Origin of the sequence: Pseudomonas sp. SK3(2021), from assembly GCF_016772375.1 — a bacterium.
In the GTDB taxonomy this organism is placed as follows: domain Bacteria; phylum Pseudomonadota; class Gammaproteobacteria; order Pseudomonadales; family Pseudomonadaceae; genus Aquipseudomonas; species Aquipseudomonas chlororaphis_I.
Genome location: NZ_CP061943.1, coordinates 4,782,534 through 4,804,104, shown reverse-complemented (window position 1 = coordinate 4,804,104; position 21,571 = coordinate 4,782,534). Strand labels below are relative to the sequence as shown.

Genomic DNA, 21,571 nt, shown 5'->3' with positions numbered 1-21,571 from the left:
TTTCAACCATGTACAAGGACTATCCCGCAGCATATCAGGTCAGCAAAGGCTCGGCCCTGCAAGTGGACACGGCTTTTTATGAGCGGGTCCGCGACAGCAAGGACCAACGCACCTTGATCGAGCAATTCGAGGTGCCGATCCGCACCGGGCGTGCCTGGCATGTACCGGCCGGGCATGTGTTCCGGGTGACCACGCCGGCCGGCCCGCAGGTCGGGGACTTCAACGTCTGGAATGCCAACGATCCGCGGGAGCGTTTGTGGGCGGCGCGTACCCGGCAGTTGCAGGGCGCGCATGTCAGTACCCATGACCGGTTGTGGTCGAACCTGCCGTTCCTGCGACCACTGGTGACCATCACCGATGACAGCCTGACCGATTACGGCATCGACGAGCATGGCGGGCGCTTGCACGACCTGCTCGGCACGCGCTGCGACCCCTACGTGAACCGCATGCTCACCGGGGAGGACTTCCATCACCATTGCCACTCCAACCTGACACGTGCAGTCCTGCCCCACGGCCTGACCGAGTTCGATGTGCACGATGTGCTGAATATCTTCCAGTGCACCGGCCTCAATCATGACGATATGTATTTCATGAAGGCCTGTCCGGCGCAGAAGGGCGATTACCTGGAGTTCTTTGCCGAAATCGATCTGTTGTGCGCGCTGTCGACCTGCCCGGGCGGCGATCTGTCGCTGCCCATGTGGGGGCCGGAGGCCCAGGATCCGCTCAGCGTCTGTCGGCCGTTGGGGGTGGAGATCTATCGGCTCGAGGAGGCATTGCTCGAAGGCTGGAGCCAGCCAGAACGGGCGGCCTACAAAGGCTTGCATGGTCTGCAGATCGCCAAGGCTGCCTGGGAGAAATAATGCCGCTGAGGAAATGAAAAGCCCCGCCATTGTGTGAGTGGCGGGGCTGTTCGATCGGGTTATCCAGTCAGCGGTCCTGCGCGTCCTTGGCGTCCGCTTCCGCGTTGCGTTCAGCAACGCGCTTGCGTTGCTCCTCGGTCAGTTCCACCTTGTTGGCGGTGTCGCGCAACATCATCAAGCCGCCAACGATCGAGCCGATTGCAACGACCAGAATCAACCAGGCATACCAGGGCATAGGGCTCTCCTTGAGGGCATACCGGCGGGCGAGGAGTTTCGCCCGTCAAGCTGCCATACCACTTCGAGTTACAGCGTTTCGCAGTGGTTCCATTGTAGGCCCGATCTGCCCCGGTGACCTCTCTTGCATCAATCTTCCGCAGCCGCGGCGAAGGCTGCGTCCGGCTATGCAAGCCAGCTACAGATGGGCCATCTGATCAGAGCCCGGTCAGCATCGCATCCGCCGGTGCATTGGCGCGCAGTTGCGCGGTCAGTTGGAAGTAGACGAAGCCGGCAGCCATGAAGCCGAGGAAGATCAGGCCGATCAGGCTATTGAACCAGGCCATGGCCACCAGGCAGACCACGGCCAGCGCCAGGGCAATGGCCGGGACCAGCGGGTAGCCCGGGGCGCGGAAGGTGCGTTCCAGGTGCGGCTCGACCTTGCGCAGTTTGAACAGGCTGAGCATGCTCATGATGTACATCACGATGGCACCGAATACGGCCATGGTGATCATCGCCGCGGTCAGGGTCATGCCGCCCAGGTTGATCAGGCCATCGCTGTAGATGGCGGCGATGCCGACCAGGCCGCCGGCGATGATGGCGCGGTGCGGCGTCTGGAAGCGCGACAGCTTGGCCAGCGACACCGGCAGATAGCCGGCGCGGGCAAGGGCGAAGAACTGCCGCGAGTAGCCAAGAATGATGCCGTGGAAGCTCGCCACCAGGCCGAACAGGCCGATCCATACCAGCATGTGCAGCCAGCCGGAGTTGTCCCCGACCACGGTTTTCATGGCCTGGGGCAGCGGGTCGTTGATGTTCGACAGGGTGCGCCAGTCACCCACGCCGCCGGCGAAGAACATCACACCCATGGCCAGCAACACCAGGGTCAGGATGCCGCTGATATAGGCCTTGGGGATGGTGCGTTTCGGGTCCTTGGCTTCCTCGGCGGCCATGGCCGCGCCTTCGATGGCGAGGAAGAACCAGATGGCGAATGGAATCGCCGCGAACATCCCGGCAATTGCCGGCGCGCCGAAGGTCTCCGAGCCCGCCCAGCCGTTGAGGGCGAAGTTGCTGAAGCTGAAGGCCGGCGCGACCACGCCCATGAACACCAGCAGTTCCGCCACCGCCAGCACGCAGACCACCAGCTCGAAGGTAGCAGCGAGTTTGACCCCGAGAATATTCAACCCCATGAACACGATATAGGCGCCGACCGCCGCATGTTTCGGGTCCAGGGCCGGGAACTGCACATTCAGGTAGGCACCGATCGCCAGGGCGATGGCCGGTGGCGCGAAGACGAATTCGATCAGGGTCGCCAGCCCGGCGATCAGCCCGCCTTTTTCACCGAAGGCCCGGCGACTGTAGGCAAAGGGCCCGCCGGCATGGGGAATGGCGGTGGTCAGCTCGGTGAAGCTGAAGATGAAACAGGTGTACATGGCCGCGACCATCAGCGAGGTCAGCAGAAAGCCCAGGGTGCCGGCTACACCCCAGCCATAACTCCAGCCGAAGTATTCCCCGGAGATCACCAGCCCGACTGCGATTCCCCATAAATGCAGCGTGCCCAGCGTTGGTTTGAGTTGTGTGTTCATGCGTGGCTCCCGAAACGGAAAGAAGTGCTCGGGGTTGCTCACTGCACCGCTCATGCCAGAGCGAAAACAGGCGTCGTAAAGCGCAAAAAGCTGTCGTATCGAGGATGTTTCCAGTTGTTTCAAGGTTGAACGCGTCTGGATTGGTGCGCAGTCGTGCAACAGAGGAGGGCGCTGCAACCTGCGGGAGTGCTATCGCGGGCAAGCCCGTTTCTATAGGCATCGCGTTTCCGGCGCAGGAGCCAACTGGCTTGCAATGGCTGCCTGCCCACTCCCCAGGCCACGCCGATTGCCGGTGTAAATCCCGTGTAAAGCCTTTCTTTACGCTTTCTTTATGCGTCGCCCACGCCCTCGACCTCGTTCCTTTACAGCCTCCCTGCGGACAATGCCCCACACGCGGCGATTGCCGTACGACGGAGAGATTCCATGAGCGTTCTGGACGGGGTGTCCCTGCTGCTGGCAGTGGGGCTGTTCATTTATCTGCTGGTTGCGCTGTTGCGCGCGGATCGGAACTAGGAGCGGCTATGCACAGTTATGACTATTGGCTGATCCTTGGCTTCTTTGCCCTGGTGCTGCTGCCCGCGCCTTTCCTGGGGCGGTTCTACTACAAGGTGATGGAAGGCCAGCGCACCTGGCTGACGCCGCTGTTGGGGCCGGTGGAGCGTGCCTGTTACCGGCTCTCGGGCGTCGATGCGCAGAGCGAGCAGAGTTGGCAGAAATACACCTTGGCCTTGCTTGCATTCAACCTGGCCGGCTTCCTGTTGCTGTTCACGATTCTGTTGTTCCAGGACCATTTGCCGCTCAACCCGCAGAACCTGCCGGGGCAGGAGTGGACGCTGGCGTTCAACACCGCGGTCAGCTTCATGACCAACACCAACTGGCAGTCCTACAGCGGTGAAGCCTCGCTGAGCTACCTGAGCCAGATGATCGGCCTGACCGTACAGAACTTTGTCAGCGCCGCCACCGGCCTGGCGGTGCTGGTTGCCCTGTGCCGCGGCATCGGCCGGCGCTCGGCGCAGACCCTGGGCAACTTCTGGGTCGACATGACCCGCGCCACCCTCTACGGCCTGCTGCCGCTGTGCCTGCTGCTGGCATTGTTCCTGGTCTGGCAGGGCGTACCGCAAACCTTCGCCCAGTATGTCCACGCCGTGACCTTGCAAGGCGTCGATCAGGTGATTCCACTGGGTCCGGCCGCCAGCCAGATCGCCATCAAGCAGCTGGGCACCAATGGCGGGGGCTTCTTTGGCGTCAACTCGGCGCATCCGTTCGAGAACCCGACGGCCTGGAGCAACCTGTCCGAGGTGGCCTCGATCATCCTGATCCCGGTCGCCCTGGTGTTCACCTTCGGCCACTACGTCAAGGACCTGCGCCAGAGCCGGGCGATCATCGCTTGCATGCTGGCGCTGTTCCTGATCGGCGGCGCCACCTCGCTGTGGGCCGAGTACCAGCCCAACCCGGCCTTGAGCAATGTCGCGGTCGAGCAGACCGCGCCGCTCGAGGGCAAGGAAACACGCTTCGGGACCACCGCCACCGTGCTCTGGTCGGTGACCACCACTGCGGCGTCCAACGGTTCGGTCAACGGCATGCATGACAGCCTCAGCCCGCTGAGCGGCATGGTCGCGCTGATCAACATGATGGTCGGCGAAGTGATCTTCGGTGGCGTCGGCGCGGGCCTCTACGGCATGTTGCTGAACGTGCTGATCGCGGTGTTCCTCGCCGGCCTGATGATCGGGCGCACCCCGGAATACCTGGGCAAGAAGCTGCAGGCCAAGGAAGTGCAGTTGCTGGTGGTGACCCTGATGGTGATGCCGGTCGGCGTGTTGGTGCTGGGCGCCATCGCCGCCAGCCTGCCGGGGCCGGTAGCCGCGGTGAGCAACCCTGGCGCCCACGGCTTCAGCCAGTTGCTGTACGCCTATACCTCGGCCAGCGCCAACAACGGTTCGGCCTTTGCCGGCCTGGGGGCCAATACCCCGTTCCACAACCTGATGCTGGGCCTGGGCATGTTGATCGGTCGCTTCGGCTACATCCTGCCGGTGCTGGCCCTGGCTGGCAGCCTGGCGCTGAAAAAGACCGCGCCGATTGGCCAGAACAGCTTCCCGACCCACGGTCCGCTGTTTGTCACGCTGCTGACCATGACCATTTTGCTGGTGGGTGGGCTGACCTTTTTGCCGACCCTGGCGCTGGGCCCGATTGCCGACCACTTGAGCTTGGCTGCCTTTGGAATGAAGGGCTGAGGACTTAATGATGAATATGCCTGTTCCTGCCTCCAAGAAGGCTGTAGCGGAAAAAATGCCCGGTGCTAAAACCGTGGCCTCGAAACACACGACCGACGAACAACAGAAAACCTCGATCGCAGCCTTGTGGCGTCCGGCGCTGGTACAGGCCTTCGTCAAGCTCGACCCGCGCCAGCTGCAACGTTCGCCGGTGATGCTGGTGGTCGAGCTGACCGCGATCCTGACCACGGTACTGTGCTTGGTGCCCAATACTGCGGTACCGACCTTCGTCGCCGCACAGATCGCCCTCTGGCTGTGGTTCACCGTGCTGTTCGCCAACTTCGCCGAGGCCCTGGCCGAAGGTCGTGGCAAGGCCCGCGCCGACAGCCTCAAGGCCGGCAGCGAAGGCCTGAGCGCACGCCTGAAGAAAGCCGATGGCAGCTTCCAGGTGATCCCTGCCGCCAATCTGCGCAAAGGCGACGTGGTGCGTGTCGAGGCCGGGGAGATGATCCCTGGGGACGGCGAGGTCATCGAAGGTATTGCCGCGGTCAACGAAGCGGCGATCACTGGCGAATCGGCACCGGTCATTCGCGAGTCCGGCGGCGATCGCTCGGCCGTGACTGGCAATACGCGCCTGGTGTCCGATTGGTTGCTGGTGCGCATTACCAGCAATCCGGGCGAATCGACCCTCGACCGCATGATCGCCCTGGTGGAGGGCGCCAAGCGCCAGAAGACCCCCAACGAAGTGGCCCTGGACATCCTGCTGATCGGCCTGACCCTGATCTTCCTGATCGTGGTCGTGACCCTGCAGCCGTTCGCTCACTTTGCCAATGGCAGCCTGCCGCTGGTGTTCCTGGTGGCGTTGCTGGTGACCCTGATTCCGACCACCATCGGTGGCCTGCTGTCGGCCATCGGTATCGCCGGGATGGACCGCCTGGTGCGCCTGAATGTGATCGCCAAATCCGGTCGCGCGGTGGAAGCCGCCGGTGACGTGCATGTGCTGATGCTGGACAAGACCGGCACCATCACCTTCGGTAACCGTCGTTGCGCGGCCATCCACTCGGCGCCCGGGGTCAACCATCAGGAAATGGCCGAGGCCACCTTGCTGGCCTCGCTGGCGGACGACACGGCGGAAGGCAAGTCCATCGTCGAATACCTGCGCGGGCTTTATCCACAGCCCGAACCGGGCGCCGATGCGCTGACCGCCGTGCCCTTCAGTGCTGAAACCCGGTTGTCCGGTGTCGACTATCAGGGGCGGGTCTATCGCAAGGGGGCGGTGGATTCGGTACTGGCTTTCGTCGGCCTGCAACGTGGCGACCTGGCCCCGGCGCTGTCCCGGGAGATCGACAAGATCGCCCAGAGTGGCGGCACGCCGCTGCTGGTGTGCGCCGAGGGTAAGCTGCTCGGCGCCATTCACCTCAAGGACGTGGTCAAGCCCGGTATCCGCGAGCGTTTCGCCGAGCTGCGCAAGCTGGGGATCCGCACCGTGATGGTGACCGGCGACAACCCGCTGACCGCCGCCGCCATTGCCGCGGAAGCCGGGGTGGATGACGTGCTGGCCGAAGCCACGCCGGAGAAAAAGCTGGCGCGCATTCGTCACGAACAGAACGACGGTCGCCTGGTCGCCATGTGTGGCGACGGCGCCAACGACGCCCCGGCGCTGGCCCAGGCCGACGTCGGCATGGCGATGAACGATGGCACCCAGGCGGCGCGCGAAGCGGCGAACATGGTCGACCTCGACAGCGATCCGACCAAGCTGCTGGACGTGGTGCAGATCGGCAAGGAACTGCTGGTGACCCGTGGCGCCCTGACCACCTTTTCCATTGCCAACGACATCGCCAAGTACTTCGCGATCCTGCCGGCGCTGTTCGCGGCGATTTATCCACAGCTCGGCGTGCTCAACGTCATGCAACTGAGCAGCCCGCAGAGCGCGATCCTCTCGGCGATCGTGTTCAACGCCCTGATCATCGTTGTGCTGATCCCGCTGGCCCTGCGCGGGGTGCGGGTGCAGGCGGCCAGCGCGGCCCATCTGCTGCGCCGCAACCTGCTGATCTATGGCCTGGGCGGGATCCTGGTGCCGTTCCTGGGCATCAAGCTGATCGACATGCTGCTGACGGCTTTGCACTTGGTGTAACCGCCCTCCTGTAGGAGCGAGCTTGCTCGCGAGGCGTCCTGCCTGATGCTCCGCGTACGCAAGTTTGCTCCTGCAGAAGATGAGGTGGATTTGTTAACCGAATCGAGGATTTGATGATGTCCACTGTATTGCGTCCGGCCTTGAGCCTGATTGTGTTGATGACCCTGATCACTGGCGTGGCCTATCCGCTGGTGGTCACCGGTGTGGCCCAGGTGGCGTTCCCGAAACAGGCCAATGGCAGCCTGGTGCTCGATGGCGTGGGCCAGGTCCGTGGCTCGGCCCTGATCGCCCAGGATTTCAGCGGCGACAGCTGGTTCCACCCGCGTCCATCGGCCGGGGCCTTTGCCACGGTGTCCAGCAGTGCGAGCAACCTGGCGCCGAGCAACCCGGCGCTGGCTACTCGCGTGATCGACGATGCCAACAAGCTGGCGGTGCCAGGGCAGGGGCCGGTACCGCTGGCGTTGCTGACGACTTCGGGCAGCGGCCTGGATCCGCACTTGCCACCGGCAGCAATTAACTATCAACTGGCGCGGGTCGCGGCGGCGCGCAACCTGCCGGTCGCCACGCTGCAGCAACTGGTGGATGCCCATGTCGAGCAGCCTCTGGTCGGCCCGCCGGTGGTGAATGTGCTGGCCTTGAACATGGCGCTGGAAAAGCTTGCCCTGTAGCCAGCTGCTACAAGTCTGTATGTCGATGATTTGAGTCCAGAGAGAAGAATGCATGAGTGATTCCGGCCGCGCCGATGCCCTGTTAGCCGATCTGTCCCATGACGGCCGCGGCCGGCTCAAGGTCTTCCTCGGCGCCGCGCCAGGCGTCGGCAAGACCTACGCCATGCTGCAGGCGGCGCATGCGCAATTGCGCCAGGGGGTGAAGGTCCTGGCCGGGGTGGTGGAAACCCATGGCCGGGCGGAAACCGAAGCCTTGCTCGGCGGCTTGCCGCAACAGCCGCTGGTGCGTTCCGAATACCGCGGGGTCATGCTCGAAGAGATGGACCTCGACGGCCTGCTCAAGGCCAAACCCAAGCTGGTATTGGTGGATGAACTGGCCCATACCAACGCCCCAGGCAGCCGGCATGCCAAGCGCTGGCAGGATGTCCAGGAGCTGCTGGCGGCTGGCATCGACGTTTTCACCACGGTCAACGTGCAGCACCTGGAAAGCCTCAACGATCAGGTCCGCGGTATCACCGGGGTGCAGGTCCGCGAGACCCTGCCCGACTGGGTGCTGCAGGAAGCCTATGAATTGCTGCTGGTGGACCTGCCGCCGCGAGAACTGCTGGAACGCCTGCGCGAAGGCAAGGTGTATGTGCCGGAGCAGGCCCGGGCGGCGATCGATGCGTTCTTCACCCAGACCAACCTTACGGCGCTGCGCGAGCTGGCGATGCAGGCCGCGGCGGCGCAGGTCGACGACGACCTGGCCCAGGGTTATCGCAAGCTCGGGCAAGCCGCGCCGGCGGTGCGCGGACGCTTGCTGGTGGGGGTCGACGGCGATGCCCAGGCCGAGCGCCTGGTGCGCCATGCCAGCCATGTCGCCCGGCGGCGGCACCTGCCCTGGAGCCTGGTGCATGTGGACGACGGTCGGGTGCCCGACGAGCAATCCCGCCAGCGCCTGCAAAGCGCCCAGCAACTGGCCGAGCGCCTGGGTGGCGAGGTGGTCCTGCTGCGGGCTGGCGAGGTGGCGAAAACCCTGATTCAGCATGCCGCGGAGCGGCGCGCCAGCCTGGTGCTGGTGGGGCAATCGCGCAAACGCTTGCGTCGCCGCTTGTTCGGCGGTGGTCTGGCGGCTCGCTTGCTGCGCAACGCCCAGGGCCTGGAAATCAACGTGCTCGACAGCGAGGAAGAACCCGGCCAGCCGCGCCTGCGGGCGGAACGTTCGCTGGTCTGGTTCGACTACGCCCTGGCGGTGTTGGCGACAGTCCTGGCTACGGGGCTGTCGTGGGCGGTGGCGAGTGTGCTGGCGCTGCCGAATATCTCCCTGGTGTTCCTCGCCGCGGTGCTGCTGGTGGCGGTGCGCAGCAGTCTCGGGCCGGCGCTGGTGTGCGCGGCCCTGTCATTCCTGACATACGATTTCCTGTTCATTCCACCGACGTTCTCCTTCGCCATCCAGCGCGAGGAAGACGTGCTGACGCTGTTGTTCTTCCTGTTGATGGCGGCCCTGACCGGCAACCTGGCGGCGCGCCAGCGCCGGCAGTTACAGGCATTGCGCGACACCCAGGAAGAAACCAGCGAGCTGCTGGACCTGTCGCGCAAACTCACCGCCGCTACCGACCGGCAGGCGGTGGTCAGTGCCGCGGCGCAGCATCTCAATGGCTGGAAGGAATTGCAGCTGTGCCTGCTCAATCGCGATGGGCAGGGCGGCTGGAAGGTCGAGACGGGCGGGCCTTTGCAGTTTTCCGAGTCCGAACGGGCTGCCGCCGACTGGGCCTGGCAACACGATCAGCCGGCGGGAATGGGTACCGGGACCCTGCCATTCGGCCGCTGGTGGTGGTGGCCGTTGTCCGTCGATGAGGGCCCGCTGGGTCTGCTCGGGGTACGCCCGAAAGAGGGCGAGGAACTCAATGCTCAGCGTCGACGCCTGTTGAGCGCACTGAGCCAGCCCCTGGCCCAGGCCCTGGCCCGGGCACAGTTGGCCGAGGATCTGGAAGCGGCACGCCTGCACGGCGAAACCGAGCAATTGCGCAGTGCGCTGCTGGCCTCGGTGTCCCATGACTTGCGCACGCCACTGACCTCGATGCGCGGCAGCATCGACAGCCTGCTGGCACTGGGGGAGGCCATCCCCCTGGAAGACCGTCGCGAACTGCTTGAAGGCACGCGCGATGAGGCCGAGCGCCTGGATCGCTACATTCAGAATCTGCTGGACATGACTCGTCTCGGGCATGGGGCATTGAAGTTGGCGCGGGACTGGGTGGCGCCGGCCGATATCGTTGGCAGCGCGTTGAATCGCCTGCGGGTGGTGCTGGCGCCGCTGCGGGTCAGCACCGACTTGCCGGCCGAACTGCCGTTGCTTTTCGTGCATGCGGCGCTGATCGAACAGGCGCTGATCAATGTCCTGGAAAACGCCGCGCGTTTTTCGCCAGCCAACGGCCGTTTGCAACTGAGTGTCGCGACCAGCGACACCGAACTGCTGTTTGCCGTGAGCGACGAAGGGCCGGGGATTCCAGTGGAGGATCGCCCGCGGATTTTCGACATGTTCTACACCGCCGCCCGGGGCGATCGCGGCGGGCAGGGCACCGGCCTGGGGCTGGCGATCTGTCAGGGCATGGTCGGTGCCCATGGCGGGCGCATCACGGTGGGCGAGGGGATCGACGGGCGTGGTACCTGCATCACCCTGTGCCTGCCATTGCAGGCGCAACCCGAGCTTGAAGGAGAGGCCTGAGTGCCGGTAAAAAGCGTCAACCCAACGAGGCCAGGAGGGCCGCACATGTTCTTTACAATCTACAGCGACGCCTGCGCTACTCTTGCGCCACTTATTTGCCTTGAACCGAAACCATGAGCCAGACCGCGACCATCCTGGTCATCGATGACGAACCGCAGATCCGCAAATTCCTGCGCATCAGCCTGGTGTCCCAGGGCTACAAGGTGCTTGAAGCCGGCACCGGCACCGAAGGCCTGGCCCAGGCGGCGCTGAACAAGCCGGACCTGCTGGTACTCGACCTCGGCCTGCCGGACATGGACGGCCAGCAGGTGCTGCGCGAGTTCCGCGAGTGGTCGGGCGTACCGGTGCTGGTGTTGTCGGTGCGGGCCAGCGAAGGGCAGAAGGTCGAAGCGCTGGACGGTGGCGCCAACGACTACGTGACCAAACCCTTTGGCATCCAGGAATTCCTGGCGCGCATTCGTGCGTTGTTGCGCCAGGCGCCCGTCGGCGAAGCCCAGGAGGCTGCCCTGAGTTTCGGTCCGCTGACCGTGGACCTGGCGTATCGCCGGGTGTCGCTCGACGGCGCCGAAGTGGCGCTGACGCGCAAGGAATACGCCGTGCTGGCGCAACTGGCGCGGCATCCGGGCCGGGTGATCACCCAGCAGCAACTGCTCAAGGATATCTGGGGGCCGACGCACACCGAGGACAGTCATTACCTGCGTATCGTGGTTGGCCATCTGCGGCAGAAGCTGGCGGACGATCCGACCCGGCCACGCTTTATCGTGACCGAGGCCGGGGTGGGGTACCGGTTGCTGGGGGCGGAGGAGTGAGCGGGATCGCGGCCCGCTTTCAGTTCAGCTCGCTCTCGTAGCGGTCCAGGGTGTCGCTGGCAATCTCCCGCCCCAGTGCGATCAGCTCCGGAGCCTTGTAGAACTCGAAGAAACGGCACACCCGCTTGGGTACGTTGATCAGGATGTCCGGTGGATAGCCGGCGATCTTGTACTGGGCAAGCGAGGTCTGCATCACCTCGAAGCTCTGGTTGATCAGGTCCAGCAGGGAGGCGGGGCCGACGTTATCGATAATGAACGAGCCAGTGGCCGATTTCGGGGCGCCGTCGGTTTCCGGAGCCGCGGCCGGTTGCTGGGCCTCGGGCTCGGCGGATTCGATCCAGGGCGTGCCGACATCGGCTGCCTCGCTGCGCAGTGCTTCCTGTTCGAGCAGCAGCAGTTGTTCGGCTTGCTTGCGGCGAAAGGGCAGGTGCGAGCCCAGGGAGTTGATCAGGCTGTCGAAGCGGATTTTGAAGGCGGCGGGGCGCTGGATCACCGGTAACTGATAACGACGCTGGTTGGTCGAGTTGAGGTTGACGGCGATGATCAGGTCGCAGTGGCTGGAGACCACCGGCACGATCGGCAGCGGGTTGAGCAAGCCACCGTCCACCAGCATGCGGTTGCCTTGCATGACCGGGGTGAACAGGCTGGGGATCGCCGCCGAAGCCCGCATGGCCTGGTGCAGGCAACCTTCCTGGAACCAGATTTCCTGCTGGTTGGTCAGGTCGGTGGCCACTGCGGTGTAAGGGATGCGCAGGTCTTCGATGTTGATTTCGCCAACGATCTTGCGGATCTGGCCGAACACCTTCTCTCCGCGTATCGCCCCCAGGCGAAAGCTGACGTCCACCAGCCGCAGCACATCCAGGTAGTCCAGGCTTTCGATCCAGCTGCGATAGTCGTCCAGTTTACCTGCGGCGTAAATGCCACCGACCACGGCCCCCATGGAACAACCTGCGACACAGGCAATGTCGTAACCACGTCTTTCGATTTCCTCAATCACCCCGATGTGGGCGTAACCCCGGGCACCACCAGAGCCCAGGACCAGTGCGACACGCTTCTTCATGACTCGACCCTTCGCCGGACAGGTTTCCACAATGCACCCATCGAGGGTTTCGGTTCAATCACCGACTGCCGCTGCGAGCCTTGGGCAAAGGGATTTTTCCAATGTCCTGCCGCATGAGGTTATGCTCGCGCGACTATATTTTCCCTTGACGGGCCAAGGCACTTTTAGCGGCGGTGATCGTCTTAGGTTCACGATTGTTTTTATTATTCGCGACTGTTTCCCCCTACGTTGAGGTGTCATTGATGAAAGCCTGGATCTGTCTACCGTTGATTGCATTGGTACTCGGTGGTTGTGCTGGCAAGACCGCCTATCGCGACAGCTGCGGTACGCAACTGGACGCTGCCTGGCATGAACTGGACCTGGCCAAGGCCGAAGGCTTCGCGGGTACCGTCAGTTATTCCAAAGCCCTGTCGCTGCTGACCGGGGCCAAGACCCAGCAGCAATTCGAAGCCTTCGAGGGCTGCACCAGAAAAGCCGAAAAAGCCCGTTTCTATATTCGTGAGTCGCGCGCCGGCCGCTGATCGCAAGGCTGCCGTTTGCCGCTAGACTGAAGAGCGCTCTTCAGTTTCCGTCTCGCGGGCGCCGTGGTTGCGCCTGCCAGTCATGCCAGGGCCCGGCCGCAGTCTTTGTGCTGCGGACCGGGTCATTCGTTTCGGGAGTCAATGATGTCTGCCTTGGTTGATCGGTTGGTGGCACAGGTGTTGGGGCTGGAGGTGCGCTTGCTGGCGTGCCAGGCACGTTTGCAGGCGGTGACCGACACCGAGGCGCTGCACGATCTGCGTACCACGGTGCGTCGCTTGCGCAGCCTGTTGCGAGCGCTGCGCGGCTTGCCAGGTGTCGAGCAACTGGAAGCGGCCGCTTCGGCGGTCGGGCAACTGACGACTCCGTTACGCGACCGCGAGGTCCTGGCTGCATACCTGCATCAGCATGACTACCACCAGGCTGCGGAACGCCGTACCGCGGGGCTGGCGGATGAATACCGGACGGTGGCGACGGGCGCCGAACTCAAGCAATTGCTGCTGGTGCTGGATGCCTTCCCGCGTTTTCTGCGGGCGGCGCAGCGTCAGGAACTGTTGTGCGGCTTGCGCAAGCGCATCGAAAAGCGCCTGGCCAAGCAATGGAAGGCACTGGACCAGGCCCTGCATGATCCGGCCCATGATCGGCACCGTTTACGCCTGCTGATCAAGCGTGTGCGCTACGCCGCCGAGGCTTACCCCGAACTTGCCGGCCTGTCGTCCAAGGCTGTCTCGCACTTGAAGGCTGCACAGGGCGCGCTGGGCGACTGGCATGATTGCTGGCAATGGCTGGCACAGGCCGAACGGCAGGCGGACCTGTTGCCTTGTGTTCCGGTCTGGCACGCCACCATGCGCAAGGCCGAGGCCAATGCCGATCGGGTACTCGACAAGTTGAGTGCTGCCTGCTTCCGTAGCTGAAAGGTGTCTGGACGGCTCATCTGTCAGTCTTTTTGGCGGGAATAAGTGCTTTACGGCTGCCCCCTGCTGGTTAAGATCCTCGAATCTTTTCTTTGACCAGAGGTGCTCATGGGCTTTTCCGATTTGCTCGATGCCGTCCGCCAACATCCGCTGGAACTGTCGATTCCAACCGAGTGGGCGCAGGGGCGGGCCAGTTTCGGCGGATTGGTTGCAGCTTTGCAGTATGAAGCCATGCGCGCAAAAGTCCCCGCCGAGCGTCCGGTGCGTTCGTTGGCGATCACCTTTGTCGGTCCGGTCACCCCCGATGTGCCGGTCAGTCTTGAAGTCGAGGTGCTGCGCGAGGGCAAGGCTGTCAGCCAGGTGCTGGGGCGTGCGGTGCAGAACGGTCAGGTAGTGACCCTGGTGCAGGGCAGTTTTGGTGCCTCTCGGCCGTCCGAGGTGACGGTCGTCGCCGAGGAAGCGCCTGCCATGAAACATTGGGACGAATGCCCGGAGCTGCCTTACGTCAAGGACGTGACGCCGGAGTTCATGCGCCATCTGGCAATGCGCTGGAGCATCGGTGGCATGCCGTTCACCGGCAACAAGTCGCGAGACATGGGCGGCTGGGTGCGCCTGCGTGGCGATGTCAAGGAAGAACCCCTGACCGAAGCGCATATCCTTGCATTGGTGGACGCCTGGCCGCCGGCCTTGTTGCCGCATCTGACCAGTGTCGTTCCCGGCAGCACCCTGACCTGGACCATTGAATTCGTGCAGCCGCTGCTGGCGTTGAGCACCCTGGACTGGTGCAAGTACCGGGTGCATATCGAGCATGCCCGTGATGGTTATGGCCATGCGGCTGCGGCGCTCTGGAGCGCGGAAGGTCAGTTGATCGCGCTCAGCCGGCAGACAGTAACCATCTTCGGCTGACACCCTCTCAATGCCGGTGGCGCTCGCGCCAGGCACGCCACCAGGCGCCGCTGAGGACGAAGCGTGGAAAGGTCACGAATTGTTCCACCAGCAGGCGCTGGACCGCATCTTTACGGTCACTGAACGGTTCGGCGGCTTGTGCCTCCAGGCTGTGGCCGTGGCGCTGCAGGCCCAAGGCCGCAATCAGGCCGACCACACCAATGGCGACGTTGGTGAAGTTCAAACCGAATACCCCTGAAACCAGCAGCAGAAAGCCGACGATGAACAGGGGGACCGCAATCAGGTGCAACACCAGGTTGGTCGGGTTGCGGTGGTTATGCGGGTAGGAGCGCCATTGCCAGGCGGGAAGATTGGGGTGACGTTTACCCATGACGATGATCCTTGATTCGTAGAAAATCCATGTATCAAGGATAGGTCTCACGCGGGTCTTCGGCGAATCAAGGCTGGCTATGGAGGCGATAGGCTGGCAAGGGTATCGCTCCGGCAGGCAGGTCGATTTCTGCCGGCGCGAAACTCGCGTTTTTATAGCTTCAACTGACCGATGGCCTTGCTCAATTCTCCGGCCAGGGTCGCCAGTTCGTTACTGGTGGTCGCCGAGTCGACGGTCTGTTGCACGGTGTTTTCGGTGACGTCGCGAATACTCACCACGGCGCGATTCATTTCTTCCGCCACCTGGCTTTGCTGCTCGGCGGCCACGGCAATCTGGGTATTGCTTTCACGCATTTGCGCCACGGCCGCAGTGATTTCCGCCAGTGCTGCGCCGGCTTCCTGTGCCTGCTGCACGCAATCATCCGCCTTGAACGAGCTTTCCTGCATGAAGTCCACTGCGTCGCGGGTCCCGGCCTGCAGGGCGGCGACCATCCGGGTGATTTCGTCGGTGGAGGTCTGCACCCGTTTGGCGAGGTTGCGTACTTCATCGGCGACCACCGCGAACCCCCGGCCCATTTCACCGGCACGCGCGGCCTCGATCGCGGCATTGAGCGCCAGCAGGTTGGTTTGCTCGGCAATGCTGTGGATCACGTTGACCACGCCATTGATCTTCTGGCTGTCTTCGGCCAGGCGCTGGATCATCTCGGCGGTCTGTTGCACGCCGGTGGAAAGCCCGGAGATGGACTTCTGCACGCGCCCTACCACTTCCTGGCCGCTGCCGGCGAGGGCGTCGGCGGCCTGGGAGCGATCCCGGGTGGCGCCGGCGTGCTGGGCGATGTGATAGACGGTGGCGGACATTTCGTTGATCGCCGTCGCGGCCTGATCGGTTTCGCTTTGCTGGCCCAGCATGCCGTGACGCACGTCGTTCATGCTTGAGGCCAGGCGCGCGGCGCCGATATCCAGTTGCCGGGCGGTATTGGCGACGGTGCTGACCACCCGCTGGTAACCGGCCTGCATCGCGTTGAAGGCACTGGCCATCTGGCCGACCTCGTCGGTGCACGACAAGGGCACGCGGGCCGACAGATCGCCGGTCTTCTCTACATGCAGCATCACATCCTTGAGGGTGTTCAGTTGGCTGAGCAGGAAACGGATCAACAGTTGCGAAGCACCGAGCATCGCCAGCATCAAAATGAACACGGCCACCGCATATTGGCTGAAGCGTTCGCTGAACACCTGGTGCAGGCTCGGCCCATGGGCAAGCACCGCAACCCGTTGGCCGTCGGCCCGGGGCAGCACCTGCGCGCCGATCAGTGGGTTTTCGCCGAACAGCGGCATTTCATCGAAGGCCACCCATCCATTGGCATTGCTCAACTGCGGCAGGGAGCGTTGGTCGAGGCTGGGGATCTGGCCGGCAGCGAAGCTCAGCAGATTCTCGGCATTGGGCAGCGCTTGCCCGGAGGGCCATGCGCCTAGCAGGCCCGCCTGGGCCCTGGCGTTGTTTTGTGAGGCCTGGCTACGCGCTTGTTGCTCCAGCTGGACGGCGTACAGGACCAGTAGCAGGGTGGTCACGAAGGCGACTGCATTGACCGCCCAGAACTTGTATTTCAATGAGATATTGCTGAGCCAGGCACCCATGGAAGGTCTTCTCTGATTAAGCGGAACAGTATTGGCAAGGTGCCATTATTGTGCCGCTATGCAGAGCGCCAAATCTTGATATGCGTCAAGCCATCTCGGGCAAGCTGAAGAAGGCACGGGCGCTGGCGGTACTGTGGGCTGCCAGCTCTTCCTGGCTCTCACCTCGATGCAGGGCCACCTCGCGCAAGACCTCAGTCAGGTAGGCCGGTTCGTTGCGACCGTTCTTCGGTTTGGGGCGCAGGCTGCGGGGTAACAGATAGGGGGCGTCGCTTTCGAGCATCAGGCGGCCGCGGGGAATCTCTCGTACCAGAGGGTGCAAGTGAGTGCCGCGGCGTTCGTCGCAGATCCACCCGGTGATGCCAATGTGCAGGTCAAGGTCCAGGTAGTTGAACAGTGTGCGCTGTTCACCGGTGAAGCAATGCACCACAGCGGCCGGCAAGCGGTCTCGGAAATCGCGGACTATTTCCAGCAGGCGCTGGCTGGCGTCGCGCTCGTGGAGGAAGACCGGCAGTTGCAGCTCGACGGCCAGGGCCAGATGTTCCTCCAGCACTTTTTCCTGTTGCGGGCGGGGGGAGAAGTCCCGGTTGAAGTCCAGGCCGCATTCGCCGACGGCCTTGACGCGGCTTTCCTTGAGCAGACTGCGCAAGCGTTGTGTGCTGTCGGCATTCCAGTCGCTGGCGCAATGCGGATGAATCCCGGCGGTGGAGAACAATTGGTGGCCACTTTCGTCCAGTTGCCGCGACAGCTCGAACGCCTGTTCGCTGCCCTCGATGCTGGTGCCGGTGAGCACCAGTTGGCAGACGCCAGCGGCATAGGCACGGTCCAATACCGCGCGATGTTTTTCGGCGAAACTCGGGTTGGTCAGGTTGACGCCGATATCGATGAGTTGCATGGTGCTATCTCCGCCTGCGGCCGGAAAGCATATCAGAGCTGTAGATTCATAAGAAAAGCCAAGAACTACAACGAGTTGAAGCTGTCTCTTGATGCCGGGAGAAAGGCAGCGGTTGGTTTGCCAGCCGGGGGTGTGCCAGTCTTTCGCATCTTGTCAGCGCTCTAGGCGCTCTGTTTCTGTCGCCCGAGTTTTCGCCAGCATTCGAAAACTTGGACAGTATTCTTCCCGGAGAGCGGATGACGCGACCCTCGGTTTTGCTAGCGTTGTGCTTGTCGTTGCTGCTGCCCCTGCCAGCGGTCGCGCGCTTGGCCGGCCCTCCGGAAGCCGCCGTAGCAGGCAAGGTCCGCGACCTGGCGGACATTCGCAGCAGCCGAGTCCTGCGGGTGCTGGTCAACCAGAGTCGCAACAGCTCCGGTGAAGTCCAGGGCCAGGCCATCGGCGTCGAATACCACCGCCTGCGCGCCTTTGAGCAGTACCTCAATGGTCATGCCCGCGACGGTCAGGAAATCAGCCTCAAGATCATTCCCAAGGCCAAGGATCAATTGCTCGGTGCGCTGCAGCGTGGCGAGGGGGATCTGGTCGCTCCGGGAGAGTTGCTGGAGGCGCTACCGGGGCAAGCGGTGATCCCCAGTGATCCGGTCGCCAGCAACGTGCCGTTGCTGCTGGTGGGAATCAAGGGCGAGCGGCGCTACACCCGGCCTGAGCAACTCTCCGGCAAGACCCTGACGCTGACCACAGGCAGCGCCGCCGGGGAGGCGGTGAGCCGGATCAATCAGAAGCTGGCGCTGCATAAGCTGGCGCCGATCAAGGTCGAGTGGGTCGATCCGAGCCTGGCAGTCGAAGATGTCCTGGAAATGGTCCAGGGTGGGATCTTTCATCTGACCATCGTCGAGAAGCCCATTGCCGAGCGCTGGGGCAAGGTCCTGCCGAAGCTGCGTTTCGATCGGCAACTGGTCATCGGCGAGCCAGGCGAGGAGCACTGGTTCGTGCGGCGCGACGCCTCGATGCTGCGGGCGAGCATCGATCGTTTCCTGAAGGTCTACAAGGCGCCGGCGGATCAGGACGTTGCCTTCCTGCGTATCTATCGGCGCCTGTATCAGGTGCATAACCCTTTGACCCGGGCCGACCGCCAGCGCCTGGAAAAGCTGCGCCCGGTATTACAAAAGCATGCCGATGCGCAGAGCATGGACTGGTTGAACCTGGCGGCCCTGGCCTTCAAGGAATCGTCGTTGCAACCCACTGCCAGGAGCGGCAGCGGCCCGACCGGCCTGATGCAGATCACCCCGTCAGCCGCCCAGCGGGTAGGGGTCAATAACATTCAGACCCTCGATAACAATGTGCTGGCCGGAGCCAAGTACCTGGCGTTGATCCGGCGCAAGTTCTTCTCCAGCCCCAAGCTCAACGAGCGCGAGCGCATGGCATTCGTCCTGGCGGCCTACAACATGGGGCCGGAGCGTGTGCAGGGAATGCGCACCGAAGCCCGGCGGCGCGGGCTGAACCCCAATCAGTGGTTTTTCCAGGTCGAGCGCATTGCCATGGAGCAGGTCGGAATGGGCGCCGTCAGCTATGTTAATAGCGTCAACAAATACTATTTGGCGTTTGACCGGGAACGCGAATCGTTGGAGCCGCAAGCGCGTAAGGTCGTCTCACGAAAATAATCGAAAAAATAGATTGTTATATTGCTATTTTTGCACTTTTAACATGAATTTTTATGATTAATATAGCGACCCAATACCCAACACCACAAAGGACTACACAGCATGAGCACACTGATCAAAACCGTACTGAGCACCCGTGCAGGCTATGGCCTGACTGTCCTGCGAGTTTTTGTCGGCATCATTTTCGCCGCACACGGCGCGCAAAAGCTTTTTGGCCTGTTTGGCGGTTACGGATTGGCAGGGACGGCACAGTGGATGGAGAGCATTGGCCTGGCACCCGGACACCTGATGGCGTTGCTGGCGGGCGGTACCGAATTCTTTGGCGGTCTGGCGCTGATTATCGGCCTGTTGGCACGTCCTGCCGCGCTGGGGTTGAGCTTCACCTTGCTGGTGGCGATTTTCTCCGTACACATCAGCAATGGCCTGTTCATGGCGAACAATGGTTATGAGTTCGCCCTGGCTCTGCTCGGCGGCACTATTGCGGTTCTGATCGAAGGCGCGGGCAAATTGTCACTCGATGCCGCGATTGCCAAGTAGCTTCTGGCAAACACTCAAAGGCCCGCTTGTAGCGGGCCTTTTTCGTTGCCGATTTCGTTATGGGGGATTCTTGACACTACCCCGTCGGCTTCTCTAGGATTGTTGCCCATGCGCCGATTTAAACAGCTACTTGCGGGGCGCCAGGTGATTCGGAATATCACCGATAGAAGCTCTACAGGCTTCGAAATACCGCTAAAGCGCTGGTTCGGTGTTGCCTCTCACCTGCCCGGCAGAAAATTGAGGCAGAGACACGACACGATGAATGCACTCCACCCTCCTGTACGTCTTGCGCCAATCACGGCGAATCTTGTTCAGCGCAATCCAAAAATTCTTCTTGGCGGCACACACCAGCCGACACTGCTGCGTTATCTCGATGGCTGGCCACGTCGCAGCACAGGCCCTTCAGCCTTTCTGATCCAGTTCATTGAAGATGGCGAGTCCTTGGCACGTTTTGCCAACGACAGTTTTGACCTTGCGGTGATACAGGCCCCCAGTGCGGAAAATGCCGCCGAAGTCATCCGACATCTGACCCGCGTGGCTCGACAGGGGCTGATCACCCGCAGGTAAGTAGCGTAGGTGATCAATCCGGCTGTCGAGGTGGGTGTTTCCTGAGGCTTCTGAATCCTGGCTGAAGGCTCCATCGATATCAGGGCTTCAAACGACGGAGTTGCGTTTGGCCAGCTCCGCCAGTGCTACCAGATTGGAAACGTTGAACCGTTTTAGCAGCCTGACCTTGTAGGTACTCACCGTCTTGTGGCTGATCAGCAGCGCATCCGCGATTTTCTGATTATTCAGGCCGCTTGCCAGCAGTTTCAGGACGGTGATTTCCCGGTCGGTCAGTTGGGCAATCAAGACACTTTCCTGGCAGGCGGCGTTTGTATTCTGTTGCAAGGTGCTGATCGTATCTTCGGGGAAGTAGCTATACCCCGATAGGATGGCTTTTACCGCATTAGCCAGTTCGTTCAGGTTATCGTTCTTGCACAGGAAGCCGGCTGCACCGGCCTGCAAACAGCGCAAGGCGAAATTCTTGGAGTTGCTGGAGGTCAGCACCAGCGTCTTGATCGGCAGTCCAGCGGACTTTATATGGGAGATAACGGAAAAGCCGTCGAGGTTGGGTATGTTCAAGTCCAGAATGAGCAAGTCTGGAAGATGCTTGCGTACCAGTTGGACGGCGTCGGCTCCGTTGTCCGCCTCCGCGATGATGTTGTGCTCGTGAGGTTCCAGGACGGTCCTTATGGCGAGTCGAATCAACGGATGGTCGTCGACGATGATGATACTTCCCATGCAAGGCATCTCGATGTTTAGGGGTGGGTGTGTTTTCTACATACTATCCGAGTGCTCTGAAAACTAAATCAGACGAATCTGATAGTTGGTATTGAATCGCTAAGTTATGGTGAGCACAGTTTTAATCTGGAAAAGACTAGCTCGCCATGCACGTTATAATCTTTAGACCGGCCCAGCTTAAAGGCTCCTGGTTATTCAATCTGCTTTTGCGTCTTGATCGTTTTATCTATTGGTTTGGCCCTTCTCTGGCTATATTGATGGGGGCAGCTGGTGTCGCGTTGTGTTTTTTAGCCTGGCAGCATCAACTGATATTGACAGCGGTAGGCGGGGCAGTCCTGGTATTAATGGCTGCAGGAGTAACCATGCTCTGGTCGAATTATGAGTGGTGGCTGTTCAAACTCAGTCCGCAGAAGGGGTTGAATATCCCTCTTAAGTAAAATCTGAGCTGTAAAATATTGACTCAATAATTTCAGCTGTCAGTGATCTTTCTATTTTTAAGATGTTTAAATGTGGGGCTCGTCGCTGTGTGATTTGGCGGTCTGTCGACGGTATCGGATAGTTCTACTTGAGGATCGGAAAGGTCTGGTTTTCGGGTAGGTGTTGTAAGGTGTATTTT

The 21,571-nt window shown here is 62.0% G+C and carries 21 protein-coding genes; 14 read left to right on the top strand and 7 right to left on the bottom strand.

All coding sequences use genetic code 11. The annotated features are described in order from the left end of the window. Positions 1 to 8 precede the first annotated feature (8 nt). Positions 9 to 860: an urea carboxylase-associated family protein gene (locus tag IF690_RS20915; RefSeq protein ID WP_202697205.1), complete on the top strand. Its 852-nt coding sequence runs from the start codon at positions 9 to 11 to the stop codon at positions 858 to 860. Positions 861 to 927: 67 nt separating this feature from the next. On the opposite strand, the gene IF690_RS20910 is transcribed toward IF690_RS20915, so the two are convergent. Both IF690_RS20910 and eat read right to left on the bottom strand, forming a co-directional pair. Beyond that, complete coding sequence (locus IF690_RS20910; protein WP_010461642.1) at positions 928 to 1,095, bottom strand: DUF2897 family protein; 168 nt, start codon at positions 1,093 to 1,095, stop codon at positions 928 to 930. A gap of 196 nt (positions 1,096 to 1,291) precedes the next feature. Continuing rightward, positions 1,292 to 2,656 (bottom strand): ethanolamine permease, encoded by a 1,365-nt coding sequence (eat, locus tag IF690_RS20905; RefSeq protein ID WP_202697204.1) that lies wholly within the window; start codon positions 2,654 to 2,656, stop codon positions 1,292 to 1,294. 423 nt (positions 2,657 to 3,079) lie between these two features. On the opposite strand from eat, the gene kdpF reads away from it, so the two are divergent. The 6 genes from kdpF to IF690_RS20875 all read left to right on the top strand — a co-directional run bounded on the left by kdpF (position 3,080) and on the right by IF690_RS20875 (position 11,181). After that, complete coding sequence (gene kdpF, locus IF690_RS20900; RefSeq protein WP_007899818.1) at positions 3,080 to 3,169, top strand: K(+)-transporting ATPase subunit F; 90 nt, start codon at positions 3,080 to 3,082, stop codon at positions 3,167 to 3,169. A gap of 8 nt (positions 3,170 to 3,177) precedes the next feature. Continuing rightward, on the top strand, positions 3,178 to 4,887 hold the full coding sequence (gene kdpA, locus IF690_RS20895) for a potassium-transporting ATPase subunit KdpA (RefSeq protein WP_202697203.1): 1,710 nt from the start codon (positions 3,178 to 3,180) through the stop codon (positions 4,885 to 4,887). Positions 4,888 to 4,942: 55 nt separating this feature from the next. After that, a complete protein-coding gene (gene kdpB / locus IF690_RS20890) occupies positions 4,943 to 7,000 on the top strand; it encodes a potassium-transporting ATPase subunit KdpB (RefSeq protein ID WP_502710188.1) in 2,058 nt (685 codons plus the stop codon). Positions 7,001 to 7,116: 116 nt separating this feature from the next. Beyond that, on the top strand, positions 7,117 to 7,668 hold the full coding sequence (gene kdpC, locus IF690_RS20885) for a potassium-transporting ATPase subunit KdpC (protein WP_023966324.1): 552 nt from the start codon (positions 7,117 to 7,119) through the stop codon (positions 7,666 to 7,668). A gap of 52 nt (positions 7,669 to 7,720) precedes the next feature. After that, positions 7,721 to 10,372, top strand: coding sequence for a DUF4118 domain-containing protein (locus tag IF690_RS20880; RefSeq protein ID WP_202697201.1), 2,652 nt, complete (start codon positions 7,721 to 7,723; stop codon positions 10,370 to 10,372). A 113-nt stretch (positions 10,373 to 10,485) separates the two neighbouring features. Then, positions 10,486 to 11,181 carry a response regulator gene (locus IF690_RS20875; RefSeq protein ID WP_202697200.1) on the top strand — a complete coding sequence of 232 codons (696 nt, stop codon included), beginning with the start codon at positions 10,486 to 10,488 and terminating at the stop codon, positions 11,179 to 11,181. 19 nt (positions 11,182 to 11,200) lie between these two features. Here IF690_RS20875 and IF690_RS20870 read toward each other — a convergent pair whose 3' ends face one another. Beyond that, entirely contained in the window at positions 11,201 to 12,241 is a 1,041-nt protein-coding gene (locus tag IF690_RS20870; protein WP_023966318.1) for a patatin-like phospholipase family protein, read from the bottom strand. A 242-nt stretch (positions 12,242 to 12,483) separates the two neighbouring features. Here IF690_RS20870 and IF690_RS20865 point away from each other — a divergent pair, with 242 nt between their 5' ends. The 3 genes from IF690_RS20865 to IF690_RS20855 all read left to right on the top strand — a co-directional run bounded on the left by IF690_RS20865 (position 12,484) and on the right by IF690_RS20855 (position 14,580). Continuing rightward, the gene (locus IF690_RS20865) at positions 12,484 to 12,762 is read left to right on the top strand and encodes a hypothetical protein (RefSeq protein ID WP_009050148.1); all 279 of its coding nucleotides are present in this window, start codon (positions 12,484 to 12,486) and stop codon (positions 12,760 to 12,762) included. A gap of 144 nt (positions 12,763 to 12,906) precedes the next feature. Continuing rightward, the gene (locus tag IF690_RS20860; RefSeq protein ID WP_202697199.1) at positions 12,907 to 13,674 is read left to right on the top strand and encodes a CHAD domain-containing protein; all 768 of its coding nucleotides are present in this window, start codon (positions 12,907 to 12,909) and stop codon (positions 13,672 to 13,674) included. A gap of 108 nt (positions 13,675 to 13,782) precedes the next feature. Next, positions 13,783 to 14,580 carry an acyl-CoA thioesterase gene (locus tag IF690_RS20855; RefSeq protein WP_202697198.1) on the top strand — a complete coding sequence of 266 codons (798 nt, stop codon included), beginning with the start codon at positions 13,783 to 13,785 and terminating at the stop codon, positions 14,578 to 14,580. A 7-nt stretch (positions 14,581 to 14,587) separates the two neighbouring features. Here the strand turns inward: IF690_RS20855 and IF690_RS20850 are convergent, their stop codons facing one another. The 3 genes from IF690_RS20850 to IF690_RS20840 form a co-directional block, all read right to left on the bottom strand. Continuing rightward, positions 14,588 to 14,950 (bottom strand): Mpo1-like protein, encoded by a 363-nt coding sequence (locus tag IF690_RS20850; RefSeq protein ID WP_202697197.1) that lies wholly within the window; start codon positions 14,948 to 14,950, stop codon positions 14,588 to 14,590. Between the two features lie 152 nt (positions 14,951 to 15,102). Further along, positions 15,103 to 16,584: a methyl-accepting chemotaxis protein gene (locus IF690_RS20845; RefSeq protein WP_202697196.1), complete on the bottom strand. Its 1,482-nt coding sequence runs from the start codon at positions 16,582 to 16,584 to the stop codon at positions 15,103 to 15,105. An 85-nt stretch (positions 16,585 to 16,669) separates the two neighbouring features. Then, positions 16,670 to 17,476 carry a TatD family hydrolase gene (locus tag IF690_RS20840; RefSeq protein WP_202697195.1) on the bottom strand — a complete coding sequence of 269 codons (807 nt, stop codon included), beginning with the start codon at positions 17,474 to 17,476 and terminating at the stop codon, positions 16,670 to 16,672. Positions 17,477 to 17,712: 236 nt separating this feature from the next. On the opposite strand from IF690_RS20840, the gene IF690_RS20835 reads away from it, so the two are divergent. The 3 genes from IF690_RS20835 (at position 17,713) to IF690_RS20825 (ending at position 20,238) form a co-directional block, all read left to right on the top strand. After that, on the top strand, positions 17,713 to 19,134 hold the full coding sequence (locus IF690_RS20835) for an MltF family protein (protein WP_202697194.1): 1,422 nt from the start codon (positions 17,713 to 17,715) through the stop codon (positions 19,132 to 19,134). Between the two features lie 102 nt (positions 19,135 to 19,236). Then, positions 19,237 to 19,671, top strand: a complete 435-nt coding sequence (locus IF690_RS20830) for a DoxX family protein (protein ID WP_038577146.1) — start codon at positions 19,237 to 19,239, stop codon at positions 19,669 to 19,671. Positions 19,672 to 19,929: 258 nt separating this feature from the next. Continuing rightward, on the top strand, positions 19,930 to 20,238 hold the full coding sequence (locus tag IF690_RS20825) for a hypothetical protein (RefSeq protein ID WP_009050140.1): 309 nt from the start codon (positions 19,930 to 19,932) through the stop codon (positions 20,236 to 20,238). A gap of 87 nt (positions 20,239 to 20,325) precedes the next feature. Here the strand turns inward: IF690_RS20825 and IF690_RS20820 are convergent, their stop codons facing one another. Continuing rightward, positions 20,326 to 20,955 (bottom strand): response regulator transcription factor, encoded by a 630-nt coding sequence (locus IF690_RS20820; RefSeq protein WP_202697193.1) that lies wholly within the window; start codon positions 20,953 to 20,955, stop codon positions 20,326 to 20,328. 146 nt (positions 20,956 to 21,101) lie between these two features. Here IF690_RS20820 and IF690_RS20815 point away from each other — a divergent pair, with 146 nt between their 5' ends. Continuing rightward, a complete protein-coding gene (locus IF690_RS20815; RefSeq protein WP_202697192.1) occupies positions 21,102 to 21,392 on the top strand; it encodes a hypothetical protein in 291 nt (96 codons plus the stop codon). Positions 21,393 to 21,571: the final 179 nt, after the last annotated feature.